Annotated in this window: 4 protein-coding genes; 3 read left to right on the top strand and 1 reads right to left on the bottom strand. The window is 64.1% G+C overall.

Annotated features, from left to right (window positions below):
* Positions 1-18: 18 nt before the first annotated feature.
* The gene (locus tag ACTS2Z_RS07960; RefSeq protein ID WP_442572680.1) at positions 19-579 is read right to left on the bottom strand and encodes a flagellar basal body-associated FliL family protein; all 561 of its coding nucleotides are present in this window, start codon (positions 577-579) and stop codon (positions 19-21) included.
* Between the two features lie 285 nt (positions 580-864).
* Between ACTS2Z_RS07960 and flgF the strand changes: the two genes are divergently transcribed.
* From flgF to flgA, 3 genes are read left to right on the top strand one after another with little or no spacing between them, the layout of a single operon-like run.
* On the top strand, positions 865-1,593 hold the full coding sequence (gene flgF / locus ACTS2Z_RS07955; RefSeq protein WP_442572679.1) for a flagellar basal-body rod protein FlgF: 729 nt from the start codon (positions 865-867) through the stop codon (positions 1,591-1,593).
* 27 nt (positions 1,594-1,620) lie between these two features.
* Positions 1,621-2,406 (top strand): flagellar basal-body rod protein FlgG, encoded by a 786-nt coding sequence (gene flgG, locus ACTS2Z_RS07950; protein ID WP_442572678.1) that lies wholly within the window; start codon positions 1,621-1,623, stop codon positions 2,404-2,406.
* A 14-nt stretch (positions 2,407-2,420) separates the two neighbouring features.
* Complete coding sequence (gene flgA, locus ACTS2Z_RS07945) at positions 2,421-3,359, top strand: flagellar basal body P-ring formation chaperone FlgA (RefSeq protein WP_442572677.1); 939 nt, start codon at positions 2,421-2,423, stop codon at positions 3,357-3,359.
* The last annotated feature ends 116 nt before the right edge of the window (positions 3,360-3,475 follow it).

Below are 3,475 nucleotides of genomic sequence, written 5' to 3'. Positions count from 1 at the left end.
TTCAAGCAGGGGTCAGGTTCAGGTCTGGGTGATCAGAATTTCGGTCAGCAGAACCCGGTCGATCTGGGCCGGTGCAATCGCAAGATTGGTCCGGCGCAGCAATTCCAGGCGCAGGCGGTGCTGGCCGGCAGACCCGGCAAGGTCATCCGGCGTCAGCTCGCGCAGGAAACCCTGATACTGGTCGAGAATGCGCTGCATGCCTTCCTGCAGGGCCGGTTCAACTGCCGGGTCGGTGTATTCAAAGCTTACCTTCAGCGTGAGGATCGGGCGGACATTGCCAGACCCGGTAATCTGGACGACCAGCGGCTCTTCGATCTCATAGCTGTGGATCGCGTGGGCAGCTTCGGCCTCGTGATGTTCGCCTGCCTCGGCATGCTCGCCATCGGCCTCAGCCAACTCTTCCTCGCCGCCGCCCCCGCCAAACAGGAAGAGCGCGCCAGCAACCAGCGCCAGAATGACGATGATGGCCGGCAGGCCGATGAACAAGGCCAGCTTCTTGATATCGGGCTTGGACTTGCCTTCGCCTTCGGCGTTTTCGCCCTCGGCTGCTTCATCTATTTCGTCGTCTTTACTGGCCATGATGGTCCCGCCACATCGCACTGATTCAGGCTTCGGAAAGGATTAGGGCCCGACCCGGTTAACGATCCGTTGGGAAAGCCTCCCGATAGGCAGTTTTTTCCGCATTGAACTGCATTGCCTGCCGGGCGGAAGCAGCGCCCTTCGCCCTGATCCAGAATAAGCCTCTGTTATTATTGCAAATTAACCATGGCACGCCGCTTGCGTCGGTGCTGGCAGCGCGGCTGGCAAAAGTCCGGCCGAACGCGGCACACGGCCAGAAAGGGCGAGGACGGCGCGATGGACAACATGATGATGATAGGTCTGAGCCAGCAGCAGGTGCTGCGCCGGGCCATGGACATCACCGCCAACAATATCGCGAACGTCTCCACCGCAGGCTTCAAGGCCGAGCAATTGCTTGTAGAGGCCGATCCCTATACCCGCGCCCGCGCCGAGGACGGTCCCGGCCCGTTAAGCTATGTCGCCGAGTGGGGCATGGGCCGCGATTTCCAGCAGGGACCGCTGGAGGAAACCAGCCGGCCGCTCGATGTTGCCATCACCGGCGACGGCTTCTTTTCTCTCGATACACCGCAAGGCGAGCGCTTCACCCGCGATGGCCGTTTCTCGATGGATGCCGCCGGCACGCTGACCTCTGCCAATGGCTCACCGGTGATGGGTGAAGGCGGAGCGCCGATCACGCTGGATCCCGCCGCAGGTCCGGTTCGCATTCTTGCCAATGGCGAGGTCAGCCAGAACGGTATCGTAGCCGGGCGGATCGCCATCACCCGTTTCGATGACCCCGGCATTCTCTCCAAGGTTGGCGAGAATCTCTACACGGCCCCGGACGATGCGCCGCGCGATTTTCCGCAGGAAGCGCTGCTGCGTCAGGGCTTCATCGAAGGTTCGAACGTAAGGCCCATTCTCGAGATCACCTCCATGATGGAAGTCTCGCGGGCCTACTCCTCCATCACCCGCATGCTGCAGCAAGCCGACGAGCTCAGCCGCAAGGCCATCGAGCGCCTCGGGCGGCCCGGCTAGTGACAGTCTGAAAAGGAAACCGATCTGATGCGCGCTCTGTCTACCGCCGCCACTGGCATGGAAGCCCAGCAGCTCAATGTCGAAGTGATCGCTCACAACCTGGCCAACATGAACACGACGGCGTTCAAGCGCCAGCGCGCGGAGTTCCAGGACCTGCTCTACCAGAATATGGGCCAGGTGGGCGCTGCCAGCTCCGATGCCGGCACCATCGTTCCGACCGGTGTCCAGATCGGCCTCGGCGTGCAGGCCGGCTCCGTCTACCGCATCACCGAACAGGGCAGCCTGTCGCAGACCGGCAACGAGCTGGACCTTGCCATTTCCGGCCGCGGATATTTCCGCATCGAGCTTCCCAATGGCGGCGAAGGCTATACCCGTTCGGGCAGCTTCTCGCGTAGCCCTGAAGGCCAGCTCGTCACCTCGGACGGTTACATGGTGATGCCGGGCATTGCCGTGCCTGCCGAGGCGCGCCGGATCGAGGTGAACCAGCAAGGTCAGGTCCAGGTGACCATCGATGGCGAGGCCGAAGCCCAGATCCTGGGCCAGCTGGAACTCGTCACGTTTGCCAACGAAGCCGGCCTCGAGGCTGCCGGTGACAATCTCTATCTGGAAACCGCCGCATCGGGCGCGGCCAATGCCGGCGTGCCGGGCCAGCCAGGCTTCGGCATCATCCGGCAGGGCTTTGTGGAAACCTCCAACGTCGATGCCGTGACCGAGATCACCGCGCTGATCCGCGCCCAGCGGGCCTACGAGATGAATGCCCGTGTGATCACCGCCGCCGACGAAATGCTCGCCGCTTCTGCCAATCTGCGCTGACGGGAATAATCATCATGCTGCGCGTCCTAGCCACTGCCACGCTCCTAGCCGTTACCGGCACCGCCTTCGCTGCGGCCCAGCAGACCGTGTTCCTGCGCGAACGCGTCGTCGTGGAAGGGTCGATGGTCACGCTCGGCGACCTCTTCGATGGCGTCGAGGGCGAGGCCGCAGGCATAGCCCTTGCCAGAGCACCCCAGCCCGGCTCGCGCACCTTCCTCGACCCGGCCTGGGTCAGCCGTCAGGCAGAGCGCAACGGGCTGGAATGGGCCAACGCCACCTCGATCGAGCGCGTCGCGGTTGAGCGGGCGGCACAAAGCATTTCGGCTGGCGAGATCGCCGATCTGATCGCGGCGCACATGTATGCCGAAACAGGGCGCAGCCACGAGGTAACATTGTCCAACCGCATGCTGTCCCTGCATGCTCCGCTGGATGCCTATGGTTCGCCGGAGATCGTGCGGCTGGAACTCGACGGCGCCAGCGGCCCCTTCCGGGCAATGATCCGCACCCATGATGAGGGCGAACCTGTCAGCGTCACAGGCCGGGCCGATCCGATGATCGACATGCCGGTCCTTGCCCGCCCGCTGGCACGCGGCGAGGTGATCACTGCAGCTGATGTGGAATGGGTGCGCATGCGTGCCGACCGTGTCCGCGCGGACGCCATTTCCAGCGAGACTGCCCTGATCGGCCAGGAAGCGCGCCGCGCCTTGCGCGCCGGCGAGGCGCTGCGCGGCTATGATCTTCGCGAGCCGGCGGCTGTGACCCGCGGCGAAACGGTAGCTCTGGTCTTCCAGTCCGGCGCTCTGGTCCTCACCGCGCGTGCCCGCGCGCTGGAAAATGCCGCGCTCGGCCAGACAGCGCGCTTTGTAAACCTGCAATCGAACCGCACCGTCGAAGGTGTCGTGGAAGGCCCCGGACGCGTGCGCGTCACCGGCGCCACCAGCCATGTTTTCTAGCCGTCAGGAGACGACGACCATGCCAGCTACCACCCTGACGCGCCTGTCCCGCATCAGCGTCTGCCTACTGGCCCTGACAGCGATGAGCGCGTGCGCCGTGCGCGACCGTGCAAGCT

The sequence above is a fragment of the Glycocaulis sp. genome (genome assembly GCF_052168375.1).
Classification (GTDB): Bacteria; Pseudomonadota; Alphaproteobacteria; order Caulobacterales; family Maricaulaceae; genus Glycocaulis.
The sequence above is the reverse complement of the archived record's forward strand: the minus strand, read 5'-3'. Positions and strand labels throughout refer to the sequence as shown.

Excerpts from the sequence above, each read along its gene's own strand:
- ACTS2Z_RS07960 (WP_442572680.1), bottom strand. The coding sequence starts at position 579 with ATGGCCAGTAAAGACGACGAAATAGATGAAGCAGCCGAGGGCGAAAAC.
- flgF (WP_442572679.1), top strand. The coding sequence starts at position 865 with ATGATGATGATAGGTCTGAGCCAGCAGCAGGTGCTGCGCCGGGCCATG.
- flgG (WP_442572678.1), top strand. The coding sequence starts at position 1,621 with ATGCGCGCTCTGTCTACCGCCGCCACTGGCATGGAAGCCCAGCAGCTC.
- flgA (WP_442572677.1), top strand. The coding sequence starts at position 2,421 with ATGCTGCGCGTCCTAGCCACTGCCACGCTCCTAGCCGTTACCGGCACC.